The organism is Propionivibrio sp., from assembly GCF_047602565.1.
Taxonomy (GTDB): domain Bacteria; phylum Pseudomonadota; class Gammaproteobacteria; order Burkholderiales; family Rhodocyclaceae; genus Propionivibrio.
Genome location: NZ_JASGGX010000001.1, coordinates 3,008,266 through 3,032,029, shown reverse-complemented (window position 1 = coordinate 3,032,029; position 23,764 = coordinate 3,008,266). Strand labels below are relative to the sequence as shown.

Annotated in this window: 26 protein-coding genes and 1 pseudogene; 10 read left to right on the top strand and 17 right to left on the bottom strand. The window is 69.4% G+C overall.

Features of this window, described 5'->3' with window-relative positions; translation table 11 throughout:
• Positions 1 to 141: 141 nt before the first annotated feature.
• From coaE to glnA, 10 genes and pseudogenes are all read right to left on the bottom strand, one after another.
• A complete protein-coding gene (gene coaE / locus QM701_RS14260) occupies positions 142 to 768 on the bottom strand; it encodes a dephospho-CoA kinase (protein WP_415167706.1) in 627 nt (208 codons plus the stop codon).
• A complete protein-coding gene (locus QM701_RS14255) occupies positions 765 to 1,448 on the bottom strand; it encodes an SPOR domain-containing protein (RefSeq protein ID WP_415167705.1) in 684 nt (227 codons plus the stop codon). Before QM701_RS14255 ends, coaE begins: the two co-directional genes overlap by 4 nt.
• 17 nt (positions 1,449 to 1,465) lie before the next feature.
• Entirely contained in the window at positions 1,466 to 2,830 is a 1,365-nt protein-coding gene (locus tag QM701_RS14250; protein WP_415167704.1) for a TrpB-like pyridoxal phosphate-dependent enzyme, read from the bottom strand.
• Positions 2,831 to 2,903: 73 nt separating this feature from the next.
• Positions 2,904 to 3,179 carry a type III pantothenate kinase gene (locus QM701_RS14245; protein WP_415169400.1) on the bottom strand — a complete coding sequence of 92 codons (276 nt, stop codon included), beginning with the start codon at positions 3,177 to 3,179 and terminating at the stop codon, positions 2,904 to 2,906.
• Between the two features lie 118 nt (positions 3,180 to 3,297).
• A pseudogene (locus tag QM701_RS14240) lies at positions 3,298 to 3,621 on the bottom strand (type III pantothenate kinase); the annotation flags it as partial.
• Positions 3,618 to 4,421, bottom strand: coding sequence for a biotin--[acetyl-CoA-carboxylase] ligase (locus QM701_RS14235; RefSeq protein ID WP_415167703.1), 804 nt, complete (start codon positions 4,419 to 4,421; stop codon positions 3,618 to 3,620). The gene QM701_RS14235 and the pseudogene QM701_RS14240, both read right to left, overlap by 4 nt.
• An 84-nt stretch (positions 4,422 to 4,505) precedes the next feature.
• Complete coding sequence (gene ntrC / locus QM701_RS14230) at positions 4,506 to 5,933, bottom strand: nitrogen regulation protein NR(I) (RefSeq protein ID WP_415167702.1); 1,428 nt, start codon at positions 5,931 to 5,933, stop codon at positions 4,506 to 4,508.
• Positions 5,934 to 5,987: 54 nt separating this feature from the next.
• Positions 5,988 to 7,082, bottom strand: coding sequence for a nitrogen regulation protein NR(II) (gene glnL, locus QM701_RS14225; protein WP_415167701.1), 1,095 nt, complete (start codon positions 7,080 to 7,082; stop codon positions 5,988 to 5,990).
• A gap of 20 nt (positions 7,083 to 7,102) precedes the next feature.
• Positions 7,103 to 7,591 (bottom strand): DUF4124 domain-containing protein, encoded by a 489-nt coding sequence (locus tag QM701_RS14220; protein ID WP_415167700.1) that lies wholly within the window; start codon positions 7,589 to 7,591, stop codon positions 7,103 to 7,105.
• 152 nt (positions 7,592 to 7,743) lie between these two features.
• Entirely contained in the window at positions 7,744 to 9,159 is a 1,416-nt protein-coding gene (glnA, locus tag QM701_RS14215; RefSeq protein WP_415167699.1) for a type I glutamate--ammonia ligase, read from the bottom strand.
• A 385-nt stretch (positions 9,160 to 9,544) separates the two neighbouring features.
• On the opposite strand from glnA, the gene QM701_RS14210 reads away from it, so the two are divergent.
• The 5 genes from QM701_RS14210 (at position 9,545) to QM701_RS14190 (ending at position 13,976) form a co-directional block, all read left to right on the top strand.
• Entirely contained in the window at positions 9,545 to 9,997 is a 453-nt protein-coding gene (locus QM701_RS14210) for a rhodanese-like domain-containing protein (RefSeq protein WP_415167698.1), read from the top strand.
• 58 nt (positions 9,998 to 10,055) lie between these two features.
• On the top strand, positions 10,056 to 11,153 hold the full coding sequence (nadA, locus tag QM701_RS14205; protein WP_415167697.1) for a quinolinate synthase NadA: 1,098 nt from the start codon (positions 10,056 to 10,058) through the stop codon (positions 11,151 to 11,153).
• Entirely contained in the window at positions 11,150 to 11,935 is a 786-nt protein-coding gene (locus QM701_RS14200) for an endonuclease/exonuclease/phosphatase family protein (protein WP_415167696.1), read from the top strand. The genes nadA and QM701_RS14200 overlap by 4 nt, the downstream gene beginning before the upstream one ends.
• Before the next feature lie 494 nt (positions 11,936 to 12,429).
• Positions 12,430 to 13,302, top strand: coding sequence for a hypothetical protein (locus QM701_RS14195; RefSeq protein WP_415167695.1), 873 nt, complete (start codon positions 12,430 to 12,432; stop codon positions 13,300 to 13,302).
• An 11-nt stretch (positions 13,303 to 13,313) separates the two neighbouring features.
• Positions 13,314 to 13,976 carry a hypothetical protein gene (locus QM701_RS14190; RefSeq protein WP_415167694.1) on the top strand — a complete coding sequence of 221 codons (663 nt, stop codon included), beginning with the start codon at positions 13,314 to 13,316 and terminating at the stop codon, positions 13,974 to 13,976.
• 21 nt (positions 13,977 to 13,997) lie between these two features.
• On the opposite strand, the gene QM701_RS14185 is transcribed toward QM701_RS14190, so the two are convergent.
• From QM701_RS14185 to QM701_RS14175, 3 genes are read right to left on the bottom strand one after another with little or no spacing between them, the layout of a single operon-like run.
• The gene (locus QM701_RS14185) at positions 13,998 to 15,155 is read right to left on the bottom strand and encodes a THUMP domain-containing class I SAM-dependent RNA methyltransferase (protein WP_415167693.1); all 1,158 of its coding nucleotides are present in this window, start codon (positions 15,153 to 15,155) and stop codon (positions 13,998 to 14,000) included.
• A gap of 6 nt (positions 15,156 to 15,161) precedes the next feature.
• Complete coding sequence (locus QM701_RS14180; protein WP_415167692.1) at positions 15,162 to 15,584, bottom strand: CopD family protein; 423 nt, start codon at positions 15,582 to 15,584, stop codon at positions 15,162 to 15,164.
• Positions 15,571 to 16,464 carry an SDR family oxidoreductase gene (locus QM701_RS14175; RefSeq protein WP_415167691.1) on the bottom strand — a complete coding sequence of 298 codons (894 nt, stop codon included), beginning with the start codon at positions 16,462 to 16,464 and terminating at the stop codon, positions 15,571 to 15,573. The genes QM701_RS14180 and QM701_RS14175 overlap by 14 nt, the downstream gene beginning before the upstream one ends.
• Before the next feature lie 39 nt (positions 16,465 to 16,503).
• Between QM701_RS14175 and QM701_RS14170 the strand changes: the two genes are divergently transcribed.
• The 5 genes from QM701_RS14170 to QM701_RS14150 all read left to right on the top strand — a co-directional run bounded on the left by QM701_RS14170 (position 16,504) and on the right by QM701_RS14150 (position 20,312).
• Entirely contained in the window at positions 16,504 to 17,538 is a 1,035-nt protein-coding gene (locus tag QM701_RS14170) for a CDP-6-deoxy-delta-3,4-glucoseen reductase (protein ID WP_415167690.1), read from the top strand.
• A 64-nt stretch (positions 17,539 to 17,602) separates the two neighbouring features.
• Positions 17,603 to 18,778 carry an EAL and HDOD domain-containing protein gene (locus QM701_RS14165; protein ID WP_415167689.1) on the top strand — a complete coding sequence of 392 codons (1,176 nt, stop codon included), beginning with the start codon at positions 17,603 to 17,605 and terminating at the stop codon, positions 18,776 to 18,778.
• A 12-nt stretch (positions 18,779 to 18,790) separates the two neighbouring features.
• Positions 18,791 to 19,567 carry an NAD(+) diphosphatase gene (gene nudC, locus QM701_RS14160; protein WP_415167688.1) on the top strand — a complete coding sequence of 259 codons (777 nt, stop codon included), beginning with the start codon at positions 18,791 to 18,793 and terminating at the stop codon, positions 19,565 to 19,567.
• 116 nt (positions 19,568 to 19,683) lie between these two features.
• A complete protein-coding gene (locus QM701_RS14155) occupies positions 19,684 to 20,031 on the top strand; it encodes a type II toxin-antitoxin system RelE/ParE family toxin (protein WP_415167687.1) in 348 nt (115 codons plus the stop codon).
• Positions 20,028 to 20,312 (top strand): XRE family transcriptional regulator, encoded by a 285-nt coding sequence (locus QM701_RS14150; protein ID WP_415167686.1) that lies wholly within the window; start codon positions 20,028 to 20,030, stop codon positions 20,310 to 20,312. Before QM701_RS14155 ends, QM701_RS14150 begins: the two co-directional genes overlap by 4 nt.
• Before the next feature lie 12 nt (positions 20,313 to 20,324).
• On the opposite strand, the gene QM701_RS14145 is transcribed toward QM701_RS14150, so the two are convergent.
• From QM701_RS14145 to QM701_RS14130, 4 genes are read right to left on the bottom strand one after another with little or no spacing between them, the layout of a single operon-like run.
• Complete coding sequence (locus tag QM701_RS14145) at positions 20,325 to 20,846, bottom strand: 2'-5' RNA ligase family protein (protein WP_415167685.1); 522 nt, start codon at positions 20,844 to 20,846, stop codon at positions 20,325 to 20,327.
• 34 nt (positions 20,847 to 20,880) lie between these two features.
• Positions 20,881 to 21,723, bottom strand: coding sequence for an ABC transporter permease (locus QM701_RS14140; protein ID WP_415167684.1), 843 nt, complete (start codon positions 21,721 to 21,723; stop codon positions 20,881 to 20,883).
• Complete coding sequence (locus tag QM701_RS14135; protein WP_415167683.1) at positions 21,720 to 22,571, bottom strand: ABC transporter permease; 852 nt, start codon at positions 22,569 to 22,571, stop codon at positions 21,720 to 21,722. The genes QM701_RS14140 and QM701_RS14135 overlap by 4 nt, the downstream gene beginning before the upstream one ends.
• A complete protein-coding gene (locus tag QM701_RS14130) occupies positions 22,571 to 23,722 on the bottom strand; it encodes an extracellular solute-binding protein (protein WP_415167682.1) in 1,152 nt (383 codons plus the stop codon). The genes QM701_RS14135 and QM701_RS14130 overlap by 1 nt, the downstream gene beginning before the upstream one ends.
• Positions 23,723 to 23,764: the final 42 nt, after the last annotated feature.

Sequence of the window (23,764 nt, the reverse complement as noted above, 5' to 3'; positions counted from 1 at the left end):
CTGAGGCATTTGCGAACAAATCTCAATGGTTCACTTGGAAAACCGCCCCGGATAATGCCGGGGGCACGGCGGCGGGGCGCCCGCCCCGACTGGGAAGCCGGCAGGGCCGCGTCATACCCGGATGGCAAGCCGGACGGCCGCTCAGGCATGTCCCTGGACGTCGGCGCGCCGGCTCAGTTCGAGGTAGCGCCGGTGCAGCGCGAGGACGCCTGTCTGCAGTTCGTCGCGGGCGCCGGTGTTGGCCAGCACGTCGTCCGCGGCGGCCAGGCGTTCGGCCCGGCCGGCCTGGGTGGCCATGATGCCGCGCACCTCGTCCTCGCTCAGGCCGCTGCGCGCCATGACGCGGGCGATCTGCTGCGTTTCGTCGCAATCGACCACGAGAATCCGGTCGACGTATTCGCGGTAGGCGCCGGATTCGATCAGCAGCGGTACGACCAGCAGCACGTAGGGCGCATGCCCGGCCCGCCGGCAGCGCGCCACGCTTTCGCCGCGGATCAGCGGATGCAGGATGGCTTCGAGGCGCTTGCGCATGGCCGGGTCGGAGAAACAGAGCCGCCGCATGGCCGCGCGGTCGAGGCCGCCGTCCTTCTGCAATACCGCGGTGCCGAAGGCGCGGACGATGGCCGGCATGGCGGCGCCCTGCGCCGAGGTCAGTTCGTGCGCGATCACGTCGGTGTCGACGATCGCCGCGCCCAGTTCGGCGAAGAGATCGGCGACGGTGGTCTTGCCGCTGCCGATGCCGCCGGTCAGGCCGACGACCAGGCTCATCGCGCCGCGCTCCGGCCGCAGCCGCCCGGTTCGGCGCGGGGCATCGCCTGGGCGAGCAGCTGGCGCATTTCCCCGGCCTGCGCTTCGGGGCCGTGGAGCTCGATCTGCGCCGGCGCCGGCTTGCGGGGACGTTCGGCCAGGACGGCCGAGCGGACCCCTTTTTCCTTGAACGCGGCGAGCGCGGCTTCGGCGGCTTCCTGCGTGGAGTACAGGCCGAGCGAAATCGCGAAGCCCTCGATGCCGGCCTCCTGCATGATGAAGTACTCCTTGACGCCGAGCTTCTTCAGTTCGGCCACCTTGTTCTCGGCCTCGCGCTTCGCCTTGAACGGGGGAATGTGCACCCAGTAGCTGGAATTTCCCGGCGCGGCCGCGCGCACCAGCTTGAACGCCGGCAGCTTTTCGGCGAGCAGGCGTTCGAGGGCGTCCGCCTCGGCCTGCGGCACCTCGCTCAGCGCGACGCAGACATCCGGTTGCGGCGGTGGCTCGGCGGGCGGCGACGGCTCTTCGGCGCGCGCCCGGCCTGCTTCCGGGGGCCGGTCGTTCGACACGAGGCGGATCTGGTCGGCCCGCAGCGGCTCGCCGGGCCGCGGGGCGTCGGCTTCGCCGAGGCCCAGGGCGCCGCGGGTCCAGGCGAAAAACAGCAGGTTGGCGAGGACCAGCAGGAAGACCAGGGTGCGCATCGGCGACGCTCCCGATCTCAGCCGAAATCGGGCAGGTGCCGCAGCGATTCGCGGATGGCCTCGCGCGGATACTCGAAATCCTCGAGCTCGCCGGCGAAGTAGCGGTCGTAGGCGGCCATGTCGAAATGCCCGTGCCCGGTCAGGTTGAACAGCAGCGTGCGCGGCTCGCCGGTGTGCTTGCAGCGCAGGGCCTCGTCGATGGTGGCGCGGATGGCGTGGCACGATTCCGGGGCGGGCACCACGCCCTCGGCGCGGGCGAACATCACGCCGGCTTCGAAGGTGGCCAGCTGCGGCACCGCCACCGCTTCGATCAGGCCTTCATGGTAGAGCTGCGAGACGAGCGGCGAGGCGCCGTGGTAGCGCAGGCCGCCGGCATGGATGCCGGGCGGCGTGAAATCGTGCCCCAGCGTGAACATCTTCATCAGCGGCGTGAAGCCGGAGGAATCGCCGTAGTCGTAGGCATACTTGCCCTGGGTCAGCGACGGGCACGAGGTCGGCTCGACCGCCACCAGCCGCACCATCCTGCCGCTACGCCCGCCGGCCGCGTTGTCGGCGAGGAAGGGGAAGGCCAGGCCGGCGAACGACGAACCGCCGCCGCACGGCGCGAAGACGACGTCGGGCCAGTCGCCGGCCAATTCGAACTGCTTCTTCGCCTCCAGGCCGATGATCGTCTGATGCAGGATGACGTGGTTGAGCACCGAGCCCAGCGCGTAGTTGGTGTCGGCGCGCGAGGCGGCCTCCTCGACGGCCTCCGAGATGGCCAGGCCGAGCGAGCCGGGATTGCCGGGGTCGTGCGCCAGCGCGTCGCGCCCGCTCTGCGTCAGCGTCGACGGGCTGGCGAAGACCTCGGCGCCCCAGGTGCGCATCATCGAGCGCCGGTAGGGCTTCTGCTCGTAGCTGACCTTGACCATGAACACGCGCACGTCGATGCCGAACATCTGGCCGGCCAGCGCGATCGAACAGCCCCACTGGCCGGCGCCGGTCTCGGTGGTGAGGCGCCGGATGCCGGCCTGCCGGTTGTAGTAGGCCTGCGGCACGGCGGTGTTGGGCTTGTGCGAGCCGGCGGGCGAGACGCCCTCGTTCTTGTAGTAGATCTTGGCCGGGGTGCCCAGCATCGCCTCCAGGCGCGCGGCGCGGACCAGCGGCGACGGACGCCACAGGCGATAGATCTCGCGTACTTCCTGCGGAATCGGAATCCAGCGTTCGGCCGACATTTCCTGTTCGAGGATCGCCGCCGGGAAGATGGCGCCCATCTGTTCCGGCGTCGCCGGCTGGCCGTCCGGGCCGAGCGGCGGCAGCGGCGGATTGGGCAGGTCGGCCGCCACGTTGTACCAGTGGGTCGGAATTTCGGATTGGGGCAGGACGAAACGCAACGACTCCATGAAGACTCCGGGTGAGTGGTTTATCGAGGCACGGCGGGCCGGCAACGGGCCCAAGTATACCGGGACGGCATGGTCAGGAGATGCAGCGCAACAGCCCGTCGAGGACCAGCGTCTCCTCCATCCGGCAGGGGATGCCGAGGCACGGCGCGATGCGGTGCGCGGCGCCGCCGGTCAGCAGGCAGAGCGCCGGCCCCTCGGCGGCCACCCGGGCGAACATCCGCTCGATGGCGCCGGCCTGCGCGTGCAGGCAGCCGGAGACGATGGCGTCCATGGTGTTGGTCGGCGCCTCGCGGTACTCGCCCACCGCGTCGGGCAGCTGGGCGGTGTTCCGGGCCAGCGCCGCGCACATCAGGCGCACGCCCGGCAGGATCAGCCCGCCGCGGAAATTGCCGGCGGCGTCGAGCCAGTTCGACGGTGGTCGCGGTGCCCGCGCAGACGACCAGACAGGCGCCCGCCGTCTTGGCGCGCGCGCCGATCAGCGCCGCCCATCGGTCCGCGCCGAGCCGTTCTGGCTGCTCGTAGCCGTTGCGCACGCCGTGCGCGGACGGCGCGCCGGCGCGCACCCAATGCAGCCGATGGCCGGACGCGGCGGCGGCCACCGCGATGGCCGCCTCGACCGCCGGCCCCGCGACGCAGCACGCCGCGACGTCCGCGCCGCCCGGCCAGCGGCCCGCGACCCCGGCCAGTTGGTCGACCTCCTCGGTCGGCAGGCTGCCGCGCTCCACCCAGGCCCGGCCGTCATGGAGCCCCCATTTGATGCGGGAATTGCCGGCGTCGATGGCGACGATCATCGCGGCCTCAGCGACACGTCGCCGGACAGGCAGCGTTCCAGGCCGTCCGCCGTGCGCACCAGCAGCGCGCCGTCGGCGTCGGCGCCGGCGCAGACGCCCTCCTTCTCGACGCGGCCGTCGCGCAGCAGGCGCACCGGCCGCTCCTGCCAGGCGTGGCAGGCATGCCATTCGTCGCGCAGGCCGGCGAAGCCGTCCGCGGAAAAGCGGTCGAAGACCCGCGCCAGTTCGACCAGCAGGCGGGCCAGCAGGAGGTGCCGGTCGGGCAGCGCGGCGACGATCCGGTCCAGCGCCGCCGGCGGTAGCGCGGCGCCTTCGCCGATGCTTGCCGGCAGGCGCAGGTTCAGCCCGATGCCGACCACGACGCGCGCCGCCGCGTCGTCGGCGTCCAACTCGACGAGAATGCCGCCCAGCTTGGCGTCGCCGTGCAGGATGTCGTTCGGCCACTTGAGCATGACGCCGGCCGCGCCGCAGCGGGCGAGCGCGCGCACGACGGCCACGCCGACCGCCAGCGACAGCCCGGAAAGGCGTGTCAGCCCGCCGGGAAACGTCCACAACACGGAAAAGGTCAGGCTCGCCTCGGGCGAGGCGGCCCACGCGCGCCCCCGGCTGCCGCGCCCGGCGGTCTGCCGGTCGGTGACCAGCACCGTCCCCGACGGCGCGCCCGCCGCCGCCCGCCGCATCAGCGCGGTGTTGGTGGACGCGCATTCGGCCACGGCGACCACGTCGAGACGGCCGCTGGCCTCTTCCAGGAGGGCATGCAGGCGGAGCGGATCGATCAGCAGGGAGGGAGCATCGGACATGGCGGCACCGTTCGAGGCCGCCATTATCCTAGAATCCGCCGCCCGCCGCTCGTTTCTCGCGTTCCGCTCCGGGCAGGGAGAAAATCAGCCGGCGGGGTGCTCCGCTTCGTCGGCCCGGCCGCCGTCGAGGCCGAGGTCCTGGATCTTGCGGGTGATGGTGTTGCGGCCGATGCCCAACGCCAGCGCGGCCTCGATGCGCCGGCCGCCGGTGTGCGCCAGGGCGCGGTTGATCAGTACGCGCTCGAAGGCGTCGGTGAGCTTTTCGTGCACCGGGCCGTCGCCGCTCGCCAGCATCCGGTCGACCGCCTGCGCCAGCCCGCTCTCCCAGTCCCCAGCGCCGCCGGATGCGGGCGCCGATTCGCGCAGTTCCGGCGGCAGGTCGCCGACGTCGACCAGTTGGCCGGGCGCCATCACCGTCAGCCAGTGGCAGACGTTCTCCAGCTGCCGCACGTTGCCGGGAAAATCCAGGACCGACAGCTGGCGCAGCGCCGCGTCGGAAATGCGCTTGGCGTCGACGCCGAGGTCCTGCGCGCTCTTCTGCAGGAAGTGGCGGGCCAGGATCGGGATGTCCTCGCGCCGCTCGCGCAGGCTCGGCAGGCGCACCCGGATGACGTTCAGGCGATGGAACAGGTCTTCGCGGAACAGCCCGTCCTTGACCCGCGCTTCGAGGTTCTGGTGCGTGGCGGCGATGATGCGCACGTTGGCGCGGATCGGCGAATGCCCGCCGACGCGGTAGAAGTTGCCGTCGGACAGCACGCGCAGCAGGCGCGTCTGCAGTTCGGCCGGCATGTCGCCGATCTCGTCGAGGAACAGCGTGCCGCCCTCGGCCTGCTCGAAGCGGCCGCGCCGCTGCGTGGCCGCGCCGGTGAAGGCGCCGCGCTCGTGGCCGAACAGCTCGGATTCGAGCAGGTCCTTGGGGATCGCCGCGGTGTTGATGGCGATGAACGGCTTGTCCGAACGCGGGCTGTGCCGGTGCAGGGCGCGCGCCACCAGTTCCTTGCCGGTGCCCGACTCGCCGGTGATCATCACCGTCGCCGAGGACTGGCTGAGCCGGCCGATGGCGCGGAACACCTCCTGCATGGCCGGCGCCTTGCCGAGGATTTCCGGCACCATGCCGACCTCGCTGGCCGCACCACCCTGGTGCAGGCTCTCGTCGATGGCCCGCCGGATCAGTTCCAGCGCCTGGTCGACGTCGAACGGCTTGGGCAGGTATTCGAAGGCGCCGCCCTGGAAGGCGGCCACCGCGCTGTCCAGGTCGGAATAGGCGGTCATGATGATCACCGGCAGCGCGGGGAAGCGCTCCTTGACCTTTTTCAGCAGGTCCAGCCCGGACTCGCCCGGCATGCGGATGTCGGACACCAGGACCTGCGGCGCCTCGCCGCCCGTTTCGAGCTGCGCCAGGGCTTCGCTGGCCGAGGCGAAGCTCTTGAACGGGGTCTGCTCGCGCGACAGGGTCTTTTCCAGTACCCAGCGGATCGACTTGTCGTCGTCGACAATCCAGACAGGTTTCATTGACTTCTCAAGCATGGTGATCGCAATGGGCGGGTTCAAGCAATTAGCTTGCCATCAGCCCGCCGCCTTGCCGTCGCCCAAGCTCAGCGGCAGGCGGATGGTGAAGCAGGTGTGCCCCGGCCGGCTCTGGCATTCGATGGTGCCCTGGTGCTGCAGGATGAAGCTCTGCGCCAGGGTCAGCCCGAGGCCGTTGCCGCCCTCGCGGCCCGAGACCAGCGGGTAGAACATGCGCTCCCGGATGTCCTCCGGGATGCCCGGACCGTCGTCGATGACCTGCAGCTCCAGGGCCAGCGAAAACCGCCGCTTGGCCAGCGTGACCTGGCGGGCGACCCGGGTGCGGAAGGTGATCTGGCCGGCCGCCTCCCCTTCCGGCCGCTTCATGATGGCCTGCGCGGCGTTGCGCGCGACGTTGAGCACGGCCTGGATCAGTTGCTCGCGGTCGCCCACCAGCTCCGGCAGGCTGGTGTCGTAGTCGCGGCGGATCACCAGCGAATCCGGGAACTCGGCGGTCAGCAGGCTGCGCACGCGCTCCAGGATTTCGTGGATGTTGACCGCGCCGGGCTGCATCGGCCGGTGCGGCGAGAGCAGGCGCTTCATCAGGTCCTGCAGCCGGTCGGCCTCCTTGATGATCACCTGCGTGTATTCGCGCAGGCCCGGATTGTTGAGCTCGCGCTCCAGGAGCTGCGCCGCGCCGCGGATGCCGCCCAGCGGGTTCTTGATCTCGTGCGCCAGATTGCGGATCAGTTCGCGGCTGGCCAACTGCTGTTCGAGCAGCCGCTCCTCGCGCGTGGCGCGCAGGATCTGCGGGTCGATCGGCCAGAACTCGACCAGCAGCCGGACTGCCCCGGCCTCGACCGGGCTGACCGAGCAGTTCAGGTGCAGCGCTTCGTCGTCGTTGCGCCGGATCTCGGTGTTCGGCCCGCTGTAGCTCCAGCCGTGCGCGAGTGCGTTGGCCAGCGCCTCCGTCAGCGTGCCCGGACACCCGGCCACGGCGTCGAGGCGGCTGCCGCAGACCGTCTTGCCGCTGACCGCCAGCAGATGCTCGGCCGCCGGATTCATGTGGCGGATGGCGAGGTCCGCGTCGAGCAGGACGACCGACGAGGACAGCAGATCGAGGCCGCCGAACGGGTGAGCCGCCGCCTCAGTCATGTGCGATCCCCGCGCGGCGTTCAGCGCAGCTTGGCGATTTCCTTTTCGATGGCCTCGATGTTGCGCTCGTGCAAGGCCACCTTGTTCTTGTACGGTTCGAGGCGATCGAGCACCCGCTGGTAGTTGCGCTCGTCGCCGGTGCGGATGGCCTCCTGCTCGGCCAGGTCCTTGCGGGCCTGGTCGAGGTTGCGCCGCTCCGCCTCCAGTTCGTTTTCCAGGATGCGCCGCCGGTCATTGTCGCGCTCCTTCTGGGCCGACTCCCCGACCCGGGGGAAACCGGCGGGGGAGCCCGGCCGGGCGGCCGGGGACGCCGCCGGCCTGGGCGCCGGAATGGTGGTCGCCGGGCCGAGATCCATGGCCGTGCATTTGACGCCCTTGTCCGCCAGCTTGACGTTGGAAAACGTCTTGTGGCCCTGTTCGTCGATACATTGATACATGACGTCCGCCTGCGCCGCGGCGGCCGTCGCCGCCAGCGCCGCCAGGCAGAACCTGCAGAATAGCCTCATCATCCCATTCATCCGTAATTGTCCGGTTGCGCTTCGATTCACCGTGCATCAGTGTATGGGATGGATCAGGCAATATCAAACGCGCCATGCCGGAGGCGGCGAATGGAAAAAGGACGGGGCGGCCCCGTCCTTTCCTTTTCACGCCGGCCCGCCGGTCAGCAGGAGTAGTACAGCTCGAACTCGACCGGATGGGTAGTCATGCGCACCTTGTTCACTTCGTCCATCTTCAGTTCGAGGTAGGCGTCGATCCACTCGTTGGAGAAGACGCCGCCGCGGGTCAGGAACTCGCGGTCCTTGTCCAGCGAGGCCAGCGCCTCTTCCAGGCTGGCGCACACGGTCGGGATCTTCGCATCCTCTTCCGGCGGCAGGTCGTACAGGTTCTTGTCGGCCGCGTCGCCCGGATGGATCTTGTTCAGGATGCCGTCCAGCCCGGCCATCAGCAGCGCCGAGAAGCACAGGTAGGGGTTGGCGATCGGGTCCGGGAAGCGGGTTTCGATGCGCCGCGCCTTGTCCGAGGCGACGTGCGGGATGCGGATCGAGGCCGAACGGTTCTTCGCCGAGTAGGCCAGCTTGACCGGCGCCTCGAAGTGCGGCACGAGGCGCTTGTACGAGTTGGTGCCCGGATTGGTGATGGCGTTCAGCGCCTTGGCGTGCTTGATGATGCCGCCGATGTAGTAGAGCGCCAGTTCGGACAGGCCGGCGTAGCCGTTGCCGGCGAACAGGTTCTTGCCGTCCTTCCAGATCGACTGGTGCACGTGCATGCCGGAACCGTTGTCGCCGACGATCGGCTTGGGCATGAAGGTGGCGGTCTTGCCGTACTGGTGCGAGACGTTATGCACCACGTACTTGAGCGTCTGCGTCCAGTCGGCGCGGCGGACCAGCGTGCTGAACACGGTGCCGATCTCGCACTGGCCGGCGTTGGCCACTTCGTGGTGATGCACTTCGACCGGGATGCCCAGCGATTCGAGCGTGAGCACCATGGCCGAACGGATGTCGTGCAGGCTGTCAACCGGGGGCACCGGGAAATAGCCGCCCTTGATGCCCGGACGGTGGCCGGAGAAGCCGTTGCCCTCGTTGCGCTCGCCGGAATTCCAGGCCGCTTCGGCGGAGTGGATCTTGAGGCTGCAGCCCGACATGTCGGTGGACCACTCGACGCCGTCGAAGATGAAGAATTCGGGTTCGGGGCCGAAATAGGCGATGTCGCCGACGCCCGAGGACTTCAGATAGGCTTCGGCGCGCTTGGCGATCGAGCGCGGGTCGCGGTCGTAGCCGCGGCCGTCGGCGGGATCGACCACGTCGCAGGCCAGCACCACGGTGGTCTCGTCGAAGAACGGGTCGACGTACGCCGTGGCCGGATCGGGCATCAGCAGCATGTCGGAGGCCTGGATGCCCTTCCAGCCGGCGATCGACGAGCCGTCGAAGGCATGGCCGTTTTCAAACTTGTCCTCGTCGAACGCGCTGACCGGGACGGTCACGTGCTGCTCCTTGCCGCGCGTGTCGGTAAAACGGAAGTCCACAAACTTGGCTTCGTTTTCCTTGATCATCTTGAGTACGTCTTGTGGGCTTGCCATTTGCAGAATCTCCTCAGCGGTTACCGGACGTTCCGGCGACGATTAAAAAGGTGCGATAGCGACTTAGCAAAAACGGTGCCACTGGCCCGAAAACGGTTCGCCGGCGTGCGCCGGGTCCTTTTTGAGCCATAAGGCCGCCGTGAACGCACCTTTATGGTGCGCGATTCTACCCGGCGGGCACCGCCAAAGTGCGCCCTCTGGAAAAAATGCACGGATACGGACGCAGGCAAGCCCAGGTAGCCAATTCCCGCGAACGGACGCCGGCCCCGCCTGTCTGAGGAAGGCCGGCGCGGCACGCCGCCGCCCGCGCCCCGATGCCCTCCCCCGAGGCTTCCGGGTTTATACTCCGCCCTCGCCGATCGACGACCGACAGCCGATGGAAAACGTGACTGAGCTGACCGAAATCCTGCACGACGCCAGGCGCCGCGCCGAGGCGTTCGACCTGCCCTACGCAGGCGCGCTGACGCCGGCGGAGAGCTGGGCGGTGTGGCGCCAGGCGCCGGCGGCCAAACTGGTCAACGTGCGCACGCGCGCCGAATGGGACTGGGTCGGACGCATTCCCGGCGCCATCGAGATCGAATGGCAGACCTATCCCGGCGGCGAGCCGAATCCCGATTTCCTGGCGGAGCTCAGGCGCCGCGTGGCGCCGGAGTCGATCGTGATGTTCGTCTGCCGCAGCGGCGCGCGCTCCCACGAGGCGGCCTGCATGGCCCTGGCGGCCGGCTACGCCGAGAGCTACAACGTGCTCGAAGGCTTCGAAGGCGGCATCGACCCCGCCACCGGCCGGCGCGGTACGCTGGGCGGCTGGCGGTTCGCCGGGCTGCCCTGGCACAGTTGACGCTTCCACCCCCGACATCCGAGCCGGCCGCGGCCGGCGCTTCCGAAAGACCGCACGCATGAACACCCCCCGCATCGATTTCGCCCGCTTCAGCCAGATGCCCGACGCCGAATGCCATGAGCGCATCCGCGCCGCCCGCGCCCGCATCGGCCGGAAGGCGGTGATCCTCTGCCACCACTACCAGCGCGCCGACGTCTACCAGTACGCGGACCTGACCGGCGACTCGCTCAAGCTGTCCCGCCTCGCCGCGCAGGCCGACGCCGACTACATCGTCTTCTGCGGCGTGCATTTCATGGCCGAGGTCGCCGACATCATGTCCAAGCCGGAGCAGACCTCGATCCTGCCCGACCTGGCCGCCGGCTGCTCGATGGCCGACATGGCCAACCTGGCCAAGGTCGAACGCTGCTGGCGCGAACTGCAGGAGGTGCTGAACCCCGACGAACACTTCACCCCGGTCACCTACATCAACTCGGCGGCCGACCTGAAGGCCTTCTGCGGGCGGCACGGCGGCATCGTGTGCACCTCGTCGAACGCGCGCACCATCGCCGAGTGGGCGTTCGGCCAGCGCGAGAAGATCCTGTTCTTCCCGGACCAGCACCTCGGGCGCTGGACCGGCCACACCATGGGCATCCCGCTCGACGAGATGCTGGTCTGGGACCCGGACCTCGAACTGGGCGGCCTGACCCCGGAGCAGATCCGCAAGGCGCGGCTGCTGCTGTGGAAGGGCCACTGTTCGGTGCACCAGATGTTCCAGCCCGCGCACATCCGCAGGTTCCGCGCCGAGCATCCCGACGGACTGGTCATCGCGCACCCGGAATGCGCCTTCGAGGTCTGCCGGCTGGCGGACCACGTCGGCTCGACCGAGCACATCGTCAAGGTGGTCAAGGAGGCCGCGCCGAACACGCGCTGGCTGGTCGGCACCGAGCTCAACCTGGTCAACCGCCTGGCCGAGGAGGTGAAGCCCGAGGGCAAGATCGTGCAGTTCATGGCGCCGACCGTGTGCATGTGCTCGACCATGCAGCGCATCGATCCGCAGCACCTCGCCTGGACGCTGGAGAATCTGGCCGACGGCCACGTCGTCAACCCCATCAAAGTGCCCGGACACGAGGCCGCCCCGGCGCGGCTGACGCTGGAAAGGATGCTCGCCGTATCGTGAGTCCCATAAAGACACGTGGCCTGCGCATCGTCACGTACAACATCCACAAGGGATTCTCGCAGTTCAACCGGCGCATGATGGTGCATGAACTGCGCGAACAGCTGCGCCTGCTCGACGCGGACATCGTCTTCCTGCAGGAAGTGCAGGGCGAACACAGCCTGCACGCCGAGCGCATCGACAACTGGCCCGAGCTGCCGCAGTACGACTTCCTCGCCGCCGACGTGTGGCAGGCCACCGCCTACGCCCGCAACGTGGCGTACGACCACGGCCACCACGGCAACGCGATCCTCTCCCGCTTCCCGATCGGGCACTCCTTCAACCAGGACGTCACCCACCTGCGCTTCGAGCGGCGCGGCCTGCTGCACTGCCGGATCGACGTGCCGGAGTGGCCGACCCCGGTGCATTGCGTGTGCGTGCACCTGTCGCTGTTCGCCCGTTCCCGCCGCCGGCAGATGGATGCGCTGGCCACCTATCTCGAAAGCGCCGCCGTCGAGGATTCGCCGCTGATCATCGCCGGCGACTTCAACGACTGGCGCAACGAAGCCGACGCCTGGCTGGCCCAGCGCCTCGGCCTGGTCGAGATATTCGGGGACGCCGGCGCGGCGGGCGTGCCGGTGCGCAGTTTCCCGGCCAAACGGCCGGTGCTGCGCCTGGACCGGATCTACGTGCGCGGCTTTTCGGTCAAGCAGGCCCAGGTCTACTGCGGCAACCCCTGGTCGAGGATTTCCGACCACGCCGCCCTGTCCGCGCAGCTCGCCATCAGCGCCGGCAAGGCCGCCTGATCCCGCATTTCCGCGGCGATCCGGCCTATAATCCGCCACTCCTCCATCCATCCGCCACCGCCCTTCGCCATGCACTCCAGCCGCCCCGACGCCTACCGGCACGCGCTTCGCGCCGCGGGCCGCCGGCCGGGCGTCGATCCTTCGCTGCGGCTCGGAGTCCTGCCTGAACGGGCATTCAAGGTCACGGGGTCCCCGGCTGTGCTCTCTCCGGCCGTGCGGGGCCGGCACCGGGCCTGACGCCCCAGCCTCCCCGCACGGCACCTTGCCCGGCGGCGTGACGCGCGCCGGGTTCAACGTGCAGTCCGCGCGGTGGCGCGCTCCATTCCAACGATCCGCCCGCGACAGAGGGAAGCGCGGGGTCTGAGGCCGAGGCCGGCCTCTTCCCCGTGCGCCTGACTTCCGCAGGGAAACGAACGCCTTCGGACCACCTCCGCCGGAACTGCCCCGAACGGCCGCGACGCAGTCGCGGCGGCATTGCCGAGTACGGAGGTTGCATGGTTCTCACGAAAAGTCTGATCAGGGCGAAGCGGCCCTGCGCCGATGGTTTCCGCTGGTTCATCCAGCGCTTCGACGACCACGGCGATTATCAGGGACTGCTCGACGCGCTGGTGGCCGCGGGCCGCGTCGACAACGCCCGCTGGCTGCTGGAGCAGTTCGGCCCCACCGACGCGGTGCGCGCGCTCGACGCGCTCGACGCCGACGCCGTCGTGTTCGCCGGCACGCTGCAGGTGCGCGGCAACGTCCACATCGGCGGGCCGGCGGTGGTCGGCGGCGCCCTGCTGGCCGGTGGCGGCGTGCGCGTGGCCGGCGACCTGAGCGTCGGCGGGGACGCGCGGATCGGCGGCAACGTGCGCGCCGAAGGCCGCCTCAGCGTGGCCGGCAATCTGCGCGCCGGCTGGTGCGTGGAAGCCGCCGGCGACCTGTGCTGCGGCGGCAGAAGCCGGATCGGCTGGGACCTGCGCTGCGGCGGACGCCTGCATCTGGGCGGCGACGCGGAGCTGGGCGCCGGCCTGCACTGCGCGGGCGACGCATACTGCGCCGGCGGCCTGCGCGCGGCCGGCGACGTCGAGGTCGAGGGAAGCCTGCGCGCGGACCGGGGCATCGCCGCCGCCGGCTCGATCCGCTGCGGCATGCACGTGGCCGCGGGCTGGGGCGTCAGGGCCGGCGGAACGCTGCGCGCCGAAGGCAGCATCCGCGCCGGCGAAAGCCTGCAGGCGGGCGACACCATCCATGCCGGCGCGGGCTACGGTGTCTTCGCCGGGCTCGACGTCCCGGTCGACGCCTGGGAAAGCTGCGCCCGGGTCAGCGCCCGGCGCAAGCCCGACGGACTGATGAGCGGGTGGTGGTGCGGCCCGGCGCCGTGTTGAGGGAGATCGCCATGACCGCGCTCGCCCTCCCGCCGCCAACCCCCCTCCGCCTGCCGTACGGCCGTTTCCTTGCCCGCGCGGCCCGCGCGCTCGACGCGGTGCGGACCGAATTGCGCATCGACGTCAGGCATCCGCCGGCAACCATCGAGACCGAGCTCGATGCCTTGCACCGGCGGCTGCGCACGCCCGGCGACGCCTTGTCCGGCTGCGCCGCGCTGCCGGGCGCGCCGCCCGGCCTGGTCTTCCGCCACCGCGAAGCCGACGGGGAACACTACGTCTATGTCGAGGACCCCGCGCGCGGACGCCTCGCCGGCTATACCGTGTTCAACCGCCTGATCGAGGTCGACCGCCGCACCGACCGCCACGTGCGTGCGCCCCATTCCAAGTACGCCCCCGCATACCAGGGGCGCGGCATTGCCACGGCGGTTTACGAATGGGCGCTGGGGCGCGGTTTCTGCCTGATCAGCGGCGCCCGCCAGTCGGAAGGCGCGTACGCCTTGTGGCACGCCCTGGGGCGGCGTCATTGCCTGGGTTTCGTGGCCATCCGCGACAAGCGCATGCGCTACCTCGGCGCCGAGATCGAGCCTGCCCTGCGCGAGGACCTGCACACGCGGATGATCCTGCTCGGCAGGGGCTGGAGCCTGCGGCGCCTGCGGACGGCCGGACTGTTGTAGGCCGGGAAGGCCGGCCGGGAATCAGCGCGGCCGGTCGGCGTTCCGGTTGCTGCCGGCGACCATGGCGAACTCGAACAGGCGGCATTCGATCGCGCCGTTGAACAGCGGCGTCTTCCGGCCCGGCGTCAGGCGCATCAGTTTGGGCAGGCGCAGGTCGGCGGTGAGCAGGTGGCAGGTCCAGCCGGCGAACTTGCGCTTCAGCGCGGCGCCGAGCTGCGGGTAGAAGGCCGCCAGCTCCTCCTGGTCCGACAGGCGTTCGCCGTAGGGCAGGTTGGCGATCAGCACGCCGGCCGGCGCCGGCGCGTCGATCTCCAGGAGATCACCGGAACTCAGCTCGACCGCCGGCAGCAGGCCGGCGCGGTCGAGGTTGGCCAGCGCAGCACGCACCGCCACCGGCGAGATATCGCTGCCGTAGATCTGCATGGGCTGCGCCGTCTTTTCCGCCTCCTGCGCGGCATCGAGCAACTCCTTCCAGGTCTCCAGCCGGAAGTTGCGCAGGCGCTGGAAGCCGAACGCGCGCCCGCCCGACCCCGGCGCGATGTTCAGCGCCATCTGCGCCGCCTCGGTCAGGAAAGTGCCGCTGCCGCACATCGGGTCGAGCAGCGGCGTGCCGGGCTGCCATCCCGACAGGCGCAGGATGCCGGCCGCCAGGTTCTCCTTGAGCGGCGCCTCCACCGTCTTCTGGCGCAGGCCGCGCTGGTAGAGCGGCGCGCCGGAGGTATCGAGATACAGCGTGCACGCATCGGCGGTCAGGAAGCCGTGCACGCGCACGTCCGGCTCGCGCGTGTCGACGTTCGGCCGCGCGCCCGTGTCGGCGCGGAAGCGGTCGCACACCGCGTCCTTGATGCGCAGCGTGATGAATTCCAGGCTCTTCAGCGGACTCTTCACGGCGACTACGTCGACGCGCAGCGTGCGCGCGGCGCCGAACCACTTCGGCCACGGCGCGTCGAGCGCCAGCCGGTAGATGTCGTCCTCCCTGGCGTAGCGGCCGTGCGCTACGCGCCAGAGCACGCGCGTGGCGATGCGCGAGTGCAGGTTGACGGCGTAGCAGGCCCGCCAGTCGGCGGTGAAGTGCACGCCGCCGTGCACCGTCTCCAGGTCCGTGGCGCCGGCTGCGGCGAGGTCGTCCGAGAGCAGCGGTTCGAGACCGCGCGGACAGGTGGCGAAGAATTTTTCCATGGAATCCTAAAAGGGCTTGAGCACAACGAGGAACACCGCCCCCGCCAGCAGCAGCGTCGGCGCCTCGTTGAACCAGCGGAACCAGACGTGGCCGCGCCGGTTGGCGCCCTGCTCGAAGTCGCGCAGCAGCCGCCGGCAGTAGTGGTTGTAGCCGACCAGCAGCACCACCAGCACCAGCTTGGCGTGCAGCCACGGCCCGGAAATGCCGTTGACCAGCCACAGCCAGCCGCCCGAGAGCAGGACGAGGTAGCCGATCGGCGTCATGAAGCGGTACAGCTTGCCGGCCATGAGCAGCAGGCGATCGCGTTCGGCCGCGCTGTCCGCCGGCACCATCGCCAGGTTGACGAAGATGCGCGGCAGATAGAACAGGCCGGCGAACCAGCTCACCACCAGCACGATGTGCAGCGCCTTCATTTCAAGATACGCCATTCGCTTCTCCTTGCCGCCGGGCGGCGTCGAGTCCGTCGATGATGTCGGGGTAGCGCAGCCGCACGCCGAGCTCGCGGCGCAGGCGGCCATTGTCCAGCCGGCGCGACTCGCTCATGAAGGAGAGCTGCACCGGCGAAAGCGCCTTTTCCGCCTCCTGCCGCGAGATGCGCGGCGGCCGCGGCAGCCCGAAGCGGTCGGCGACCAGATCGAAATAGTCGCCCATCTTCAGGCGCGACTCGTCGGCGGCGTTGTACACCCGGTTCGCGCCGCCCCGGCGCAGGGCCGCGCAGGCCAGCCGCGCCAGGTCGTCGGCGTGGATGTGGTTGGTGAACACGTCGTCCTCTTCGCGCAGGGCCGGCGTGCCCCGGCGCAGCCGGTCGAGCGGCAGCCGGTCCGCCGCGTAGATGCCGGGCGCGCGCAGGATGCTCACGCGCACGCCGGCGTCCCGCCCGAAGCGGCGCAGCTGGCGCTCGGCGTCGACGCGCCGCCGGGCGCGCGCGGTGAGCGGACGCGGCGGGCGCGTCTCGGCCACCGGCGCGCCGCCGCAATCGCCATAAACGCCGCTGGTACTGATGTAGACCAGGCGCCGTGGTAGACTGAGCCCTCGGCTCAACGCCGCCAGCAGCCGGCGCATCCGCGAATCACGCGGGCCGGATTCGGGCGGCGGCGCGAAATGCAGAACGGCGTCGGCCAGCCCGGCGAGGCGTCGCAGGCTGGCGGGCCGGTCGAGGTCGGCGATCAGGGGAAGCGCGCCGCGCGCGCGCCAGAGCGCCGCCTGCGCGGGATCGCGCAACAGCGCGACGACCCGGTAGCGGCCAAGCAGGTGGGGCAGCGTCCGCCGCGCGACGTCGCCGCAGCCGACCATGAGAAGTGTTTGCACGCGCGGATTTTACCGGAATCACTCTGCAGGGGAGATTTCATGGGGTTCAAGATCACGGTCGAACCGGGCCGGCGGACGTTCGAGGCCGAGCCGGGGGAGACCATCCTCGACGCCGCGTTGCGCCAGGGACTGATGCTGCCCCACGGATGCCGTGACGGCGCCTGCGGCAGCTGCCGCGGCAAGGTGCTGAGCGGCGCCGTCGACCACGACGGGACTCGGGCGGAGGTACTCTCCGCGGCCGACCGCGCGGCGGGCCAGGCCCTGTTCTGCCGCGCCGCGCCGCTGGAAGATCTGGTGATCGAACCCCGGGAAACGGCGGACGCGCAGGCCATTCCGGCGCGCACGCTGCCGGCGCGCGTGGACCGGATGATCCGCGCGGCGCCCGACGTGATGCTTGTCGAATTGCGGCTGCCGGCCGGCGAACCGTTCCGCTTCCTGGCCGGCCAGTACGTCGAGATCCTGCTCAAGGACGGCCGCCGCCGCGCCTTTTCGCTGGCCAACGCGCCGCACGACGGCGCCCGCCTGCAGCTGCACATCCGCCGCATTCCCGGCGGACGCTTCACCGAGCACGTGTTCACCGCCATGAAGGAACGCGACCTGCTGCGCATCAACGGGCCGCACGGCGGCTTCTTCCTGCGCGAGGACTCGCGCAAGCCGATGCTGCTGGTCGCCGGCGGCACCGGCTTCGCGCCGATCAAGGCGGTGGTGGAGCACGCCATCGCCACGGGGACAACGCGGCCGATGGCCCTCTACTGGGGCGCGCGGCGCGGCGCGGATCTGTATCTGCGCACGCTCGCCGAAGGCTGGGCCGAGCGGCATCCCGGCTTCCGCTTCGTCCCCGTGCTGTCCGAGCCCGATGCCGGCTGGAGCGGCCGCACCGGCCTCGTGCATGCCGCGGCGATGCGCGACGTCCCGGACCTGTCCGGGCACCAGGCCTACGTCTGCGGCGCGCCGGCCATGGTCGCCGCCGCCCGGCGCGATTTTGTCGGACAATGCGGCCTGCCCGCAGCCGAATTCATCGCCGACGCCTTCGAATTCGCCGCCGACGCGCAGGCGGACGCCGCGTCCGGCTGACCCTGCTCCCGTCCCGACCCTCTCACATGCACCCAACCGATCGCACGCTTTCCAGGTAACCGCCATGCCCGACGTCTTCATTTCCCGCCAGCCGCTGATCAACCGCCAGAACCGGATTCTCGCCAACCGCCTCAGCCTGCACCTGCTCAACGGCGCCACGCCGCGCGACGCGGCCGCGGCCCTGCAATCCCTGGCGGAGTTCTGGCCGGCGGAAGAGAAGCCGGTATTCCTCAATTGCGGCAAGACGCCGTGGGACGCCGGGCTGCTCGAATGGAGCGTGCCGTCCAACACCACCCTCGAACTGCCGGGCGCGGCGTTCGCCGGCCCCGAGGCGGCGGCGCTGGTCGCCAGCCTGCAGGCCGGCCAGGCCTCGCTGTGCCTGATGATCGACGAACACGCCAAGACCGCGCTGTCGTCCGGCGTCGCCTTCCGTTTCATCGGCCTCGACGCGCGGCGCTTCCCGCCGGCCCAGTTGAAGACGCTGGCCGCGCAGACGCAGCCCTACGGGATCGGCGTGGCCTTCAACGTGTCCGACCGGCAGACCTTCCAGAACTGCCTGGACGCCGGCCTCAACGCCGCCGCCAGCTGGTTCTTCCTGCATCCGTCCGGCGCGCCGGCCAAGGCGCTCAATCCGGCGCAGGCGCAGATCATCCGCGTGCTCAACCTGGTGCGCAAGAACGCCGAGATCAAGGAGATCGAGGCGGCGCTGAAGCAGGACGTGACGCTGTCCTACAAGCTGCTGCGCTACATCAATTCCGCCGGCTTCGGGCTGTCGTGCGAAATCCAGTCGTTCCGCCACGCGGTAACCATCCTCGGCAACGACAAGCTCAACAAATGGCTGTCCCTGCTGCTGGTCACGGCCAGCAAGGACCCGATGGCGCAGGCCCAGATGCACACCGCGCTGTGCCGCGCCCGGCTGATGGAGCTGCTCGGCCGCGGCCTGGTCGACAAGGGCGAATACGACAACCTGTTCATCACCGGCGCCTTCTCGATGCTCGAAGCCCTGCTCGGCGTGAGCATGGACAAGGCGCTCGAATCCATGAGCCTGCCCGAGGCGATCTGCGACGCGCTGCTCGGGCACGGCGGCGTCTACGGCCCCTTCCTCGATCTGGCGATCGCTTGCGAGGGCGAGGACGGCGAGGCCATCGCCGCCCGCGCCGGCATGCTCGGCCTGTCGGCCGACGCCTTCAACCAGGCGCAGATGCAGGCCCTGTCCTTCGCCGAAACGATGCAGATCTAGGAGTCCGGCGCCATGGACGAATCTTCCTACTGGGTGCTGCGCTGCGGGAACCAGTTCTTCGTCGTTGACGGCGGACAGTCCGGCAAGACCTTCCCGCTCGGCGCCGCCGCCGATTTCTGCGACCCGACGACGGCGCTGCGCATCGGCGACTGGCAGGGGCGGCCCTGCCTCGCCGCCGAGATTGCGGGCCCGCCGGACCGCGTCGCCGGCGAGCTGTCCCTGCTGCGCCCACTCTACGGACTCGCCGGCGCCGAAGCCTTCGCGCTGGCCGGCCGCGCCAGCGAACTGCTGGACTGGCAGCGGAACCACCGCTTCTGCGGCCACTGCGGCACGCCGACGGTGAAGAAGTCCGACGAATTCGCCATGGTCTGCCCGGCCTGCGGCCTGCTCGCCTACCCGCGCATCTCGCCGGCGGTGATGGTGCTGGTCGGCCGCGGCGACGAACTGCTGCTGGCGCGCAGCCCGCACTTCCGCCCCGGCATGTTCAGCGCGCTGGCCGGCTTCGTCGAGGCCGGCGAAACCGTCGAGCAGTGCGCCGTGCGCGAAGTGCGCGAGGAAGTCGGCATCGAGATCGCCGGCCTGCGCTATTTCCGCAGCCAGCCGTGGCCCTTCCCCAACTCGCTGATGATCGCCTTCTTCGCCGACTACGCCGGCGGCGAGATCACGCCCGACCCGTCCGAGATCGAAGCCGCCGGCTGGTTTCCGCGCGACGCCCTGCCGCCCCTACCCGACCAGGCCAGCATTGCCCGGCATCTGATAGAGGCGGCGTGCCGCGCCGGCATGCGCTGACTCAGCTGCCTGCCGGAACGTGTCGTTCGAGTATTTCGCCATTCGGCGATCGGCGCGTCTTCGATGAACGGATGGCCGCGATTTGAAAATCGTACCAAGATTGGTACAATCCACTCATGAGCGAACCCATCCTGTCCGTCCGTTTCTATCACGGCGAGGCCGGCGGCGAACCTGTACGCGAATGGCTGAAGAAGCTTTCCGCGCAAGATCGCAAGACCATCGGCGAGGATATCAAGACGGTACAGTTCGGCTGGCCGCTCGGCATGCCGCTGGTGCGCAAGATGGATAAGGACTTGTGGGAAGTCCGCATGCATCTGGAAGGCCGGATCGCGCGCATCCTGTTCACCGTCGACGAAGGTGTAATGGTGCTCGTGCATGGTTTCATCAAGAAATCGCAGGACACCCCGCTGAACGATCTGAAGCTGGCGGCGAGCCGTCGCGACAAGGTAAGGAGCGAATCATGAGCAAGAAACACGTGGGCAGTGATTTTGACGACTTCCTCGCCGAAGAAGCCCTGCTGGAAGAAGCCACCGCCACTGCCGTGAAACGGGTGATCGCCTGGCAGATCGAGCAGGAAATGAAGGCGCAGAAGCTGACCAAGACCGCTTTGGCCGCGAAGATGCGCACCAGCCGGGCGGCGCTCAACCGGCTGCTGGACGCCAGCGATACCAGCCTAACGCTGACCACGCTGGCGAGTGCCGCCGCCGCCCTCGGCAAGCACGTCAGGATTGAACTGGCGGCCTGATCGGAATTGTGTTCAGCGTCCCGTCAAGGCGCACTGTTCAAGTATTCGCCATTCGGCGATCGGCACGTCCTTCGACGAGTGAACGACCGCGATGCGGTCGAAGACGATCTCCCGCGCCGCGAAGCTTTGCGCCAGCTCATCGCGCGCCCGGCGCGTGGCGTCCGCGACCATGCCGTAGGCCAGGCTCAGGTGCGGGAAAGGCGAGAGGCCGTCGGCGGTCCCGGTGAAGGCGCGCACCCTGTCCTGCAGCGCCGCGAGCGCGGCGTCCGCGTCGAAGCGCAGGTAGAGGCAGCGAAAGAAATGGTCGCCGCATTCCACCGCCCTGACGCGCCACCGCTGCGCGGGCAGGCCCCGCGCCATGCCGGCGACGGGTCGGCTCAGTTCGTCCAGCGGCCGGCACAGGTCGCCCTGGAGCGTGACGTGGGGGAAAAAGGCGCTCTCGCCCTGGATCACCGCGAGTTCGGAGACGGTCTTTTGCAGCGTCCGTTCGAGCGCGGCCTCGGGGAGCAGCCAGATCGAGTATTCGGGTTTCATGGGAAGGTCCGGGTCGGCTCGCGGCGGCGCCTCGTCATTTGCCGACGCTGGCCAGCACGTCGGCCTTGAGGAAGCGTTCCACGAAGAGCATGAACAGGATCGACGGCACCAGCAGCAGCAGGGCGGTGATCGAAGCGATCTGGTAGTTGCCTTCCAGCGCGGCGTTGAGCATGGTGAGCGGCAGCGTGCGCACGTCGGGGACGCCGACGAAGAAGGTGCCGGAGAACTCGTCGAGCGAGATCAGGAACACGAAGATCGCGCTGGCCATCAGGCCCGGTGCCGCCAGCGGCAGCGAGATGGTCATGAAGGCGCGCAGCGGCGAGGCGCCGAGGTTGCGCGCTGCTTCGACCTGCTCGTCGCCGATGGCGGCGAACGAGGCGGAGGCGATCCACACGGCGAACACCAGGCCCTGGATGGCATGCACCAGCATCACCCCCCAGATGGTGCCGGTCAGCCCGAAGCCGTAGAAGATGCGGGCGATGTTCATATGCACGGCCACGGTCGGGAAGGCCTGCGGCAGCAGGAAGAAGAGCAGGAACAGGCTGCGCATCGGCAGCGAGCGCTTGGACAGCGCGTAGCCGGCCGGGATCGCCAGGATCAGGCTCAGGGCCACCGTCATGCAGGCGATCACCATGCTGGTCGACAGCGCCTTCATGGCGCCCGCCTCCGGGCGGAAGACCCGCGTCCAGAAGGCGAAGCCCCAGCGCTGCGGCAGCTTGGCCGGGAAGTACCAGGCTTCGGCGACCGTCCAGACGAGCATGTTGAGCAGCGGGCCGAAGATCGCCGCCGCCAGCAGGCCGATCAGGGCAAAGCGCAGCAAGGCCTCGGCCGTGCGGGGCACGCGCAGGTGCCGGAGCGAGAACCGGCGCGGGCTCATTTCGGCTGCCCTCCTTCGCGCACACCCTGGCGCAGGTAGAACCATGCGGCGGCGCCGCTCATGGCGAACGAGACGAAGCCCAGCGCGTTGGCCACGCCGTAATCGCCGTAGGAATTGACCCGCCACGCCATGTCGACGGTGATCATGGTCGGCGAGCCGGCGATGATCATCATCGGCACCGAGAGCGCGGAGAGCATGGTCACGAACGACAGGATCAGGCTGACCCAGACCGTCGCGCTGACCTGCGGCAGGACGATCTCCACCAGGATGCGCAGCCGGCCGGCGCCCAGGCCGCGCGCCGATTCGATCAGCGAGCGGTCCATTGCCGCCATGGCCCCGCTGATCAGCAGCGCCGCGAACGGCAACTGCTTCCAGACGAAGGTCACGACGACGCCGCGCCAGTCGAGCAGGCTCATGGCGTTGAGCGGCTCCAGCAGGCCGAGCGACATGAGCGCGTTGTTGAGCATGCCGCTCTTGGCGAGGAAGGTGCGCATCAGCTGCGCCGCGACGACGAACGGGATGAACATCGGCCAGCGGTAGATCCAGCGCAGCACCGCCACCGCGCGCGGATTCTCGCCCAGCGTCAGGTAGCCCGCCACGGCGACGGCGAACAGGCCGACCAGCGCCGTCGACAGCAGGGTGACGCCGACCGTCAGCGACACGTCCGCGCCGTACAGCGCGAACGCCTTGGTGAAATTGCCGAGGTGCCAGCCGCCCTGCGCCTCGTCGCGGAAGGCGTAGGCCAGCGAGAACAGCAACGGATAGACGAACAGCAGCCCCACCATCAGCAAGGCGGGCAGCAGCAGAGCCACGAGCGGCAGATGCCGGCTCAGGCGGGGCGCGTCCATCAGTTCTGCACCTTGGCTTCGTACTGCTCGCGCATGTCCTTGAAGAACGGGGCCAGCGGGAACGGCTTGGCATTCTTCGCCAGATCCTCCGGCGTCACGTCAACGAACAGCTGGTTCCACGTCTTGGCGTCCAGCGCGGGCTTGACCACGTTGGCGTCGATGCCGGGATACCAGTTGAAGCGCTTGACGATGCCTTCCGCCTGCACTTCCGGGCTGGTCGCCAGGGCGATGAATTTCTTCGCCAGCTCGACGTTCTTCGCCTTGGCCGGAATCGCGTAGTAGTACGGCTGGCCGGGCATGCCGGGCGAGAGGATCTTGAGCTTCATGTTGGGCGCCAGCCGGCCTTCGGCCTTCCAGGTCTGGAACATGTCGACCCACACCGGCCCCATGGCGATCTCGCCGCGGTTGAGCATGTCCAGCGTGCCCGCGTTGCCCGGCGTGAACACCACCTGCTGGTTGAACGCCTTCAACTCGGTGAAGGCCTTGTCCCAGCCGCCGGTGGCCTTGGCGTCGTACGGCCCCTGCTGGATGACGTCCGGGTTGCCGCCGTAAGCGTACATCCAGCCCACCACGAACGCGACGCCGGACATGCCGCCCTTGAGCCCGTTGTAGCCGAAGCTCTTCGGGTTCCTGGCGACGAAGGCGCGCAGCTCGTCGTAGGAGGACGGCGGGTTCTTGATCAGGGCCGGGTTGTAGGCGAGCGCCGTCTGGCTTTCGAACATCGGCATCACGTAGCCGTCAACGTTGACGCCGAGCGCCTGCCTGGCGGACTGGCTGACGGCGTACTTGCCCGTCGGGATGCTGTCGCGGTACTGCATCAGCAGGCCTTCGCGCACCATTTCACCGGTCTTCTGCTGGTTCGGGATGACCACGTCGGTGTCCCAGACGGCCACGCCGGCGTTTTTCTGCGCCAGCAGCTTTTCCAGCATCTTCTGCGATCCCGCGTCGTCGGGCCCCGTGCCGACCACGCTCACCTTGACGCCGGGATTCTGTTTCTCGAACAGCGGGCCGAGGTAGTCGGTGACGTAGTCCACCATGTTCTGCGAGCCGCCGCTGATGACGTTGAGCGTCACCTGCGCAGGCGCCGCTCCCGCAAAGGCGCCCAGCGACATGACGACGGAAAGGGCCAGCATTCGATGCAAGCATTTCATAACTCTCTCCTTCACGATTGAGAACTGCATGTGCTGCGAATA